The organism is Blastococcus sp. CCUG 61487 (assembly GCF_005222955.1).
Taxonomy (GTDB): Bacteria; Actinomycetota; Actinomycetes; order Mycobacteriales; family Geodermatophilaceae; genus Blastococcus.
Map to the genome: position 1 here is coordinate 1 of NZ_LWUA01000281.1, position 1,172 is coordinate 1,172.

The window sequence follows — 1,172 nt, forward strand, 5'->3', positions numbered from 1 at the left end:
GTGACGTCCCGCGGGGTGGTGTAAGTCCAGGCCACTGACCGCGTGGGTGATCACGTGCGAGGGGCCATCGTGTGATGGTCAGCGAGACCACGCCAATGGTTCTCGCGGAAGGACACAGCACACGATGGCCCTGGACCAGTCTGCCCTGCTCGAGGTGCTCGACGCACTGAAGGCCGCCGACGTCGACGACCGGATCCGGTCGGCGGCCACCACGATCTACCAAGCGCTGATCGAAGCCGAGCTCACCGCGGTGATCGGCGCCGCCCCGCACGAACGCACCGATGCCCGGACCGCTCAGCGCAACGGCTCCCGGCCCCGGACGCTCACCACGACGGCCGGGGATCTGGAGCTGCGGATCCCCAAGCTGCGCGCCGGGTCGTTCTTCCCCTCGCTGCTGGAACGGCGACGGCGGATCGATCAGGCGCTGTTCGCGGTGGTGATGGAGGCCTACCTGCACGGCGTCTCCACCCGCAAGGTCGACGACCTGGTCAAGGCACTGGGCGCGGATACCGGGATCTCCAAGTCCGAGGTCTCCCGGATCTGCGCCGATCTGGACGCCGAAGTCAGTGCCTTCGCCGACCGCTCACTGGCCGAGCAGGCCTTCCCTTACGTGTTCCTGGATGCCACCTACTGCAAGGCGCGGGTCAACCGGCGGGTGGTCTCCCAAGCCGTGGTGATCGCCACTGGCGTCGCCGCCGACGGGCATCGGGAGGTGCTCGGGTTCGCCGTCGGCGACTCCGAGGACGGCGCGTTCTGGACGGCGTTCCTGCGCACGCTGAAGGCCCGCGGGCTCACCGGCACCCAGCTGGTCATCTCCGACGCCCACGCCGGGCTGAAGGCCGCCATCAGCGCGGTGCTGCTCGGCGCGGCCTGGCAGCGCTGCCGGGTGCACTTCATGCGCAACGTGCTCGCCCGCGTCCCGCGCGGCAACAGCGAGATGGTCGCCGCGGCCATCCGCACCGTGTTCGCCCAGCCCGACGCCGAACACGTGCACTCCCAACTCGACGTCATCGCCGGCATGCTCGGCCGCCAGTTCCCGGCCGTTGAGATGATGCTCCGCGACGCCGAGAACGACCTGCTCGCCTTCACCGGCTTCCCCGCCGCGCACTGGAAGAAGATCTGGTCGACCAACCCGCTGGAACGGCTGAACAAGGAGATCAAGCGCCGCACCG

At 69.4% G+C, this 1,172-nt stretch carries 1 protein-coding gene; it reads left to right on the plus strand.

The features are described 5' to 3' along the window. Positions 1-124 precede the first annotated feature (124 nt). On the plus strand, positions 125-1,172 hold a 1,048-nt coding region (locus A6V29_RS18795; RefSeq protein ID WP_137161732.1), incomplete at its 3' end, for an IS256 family transposase.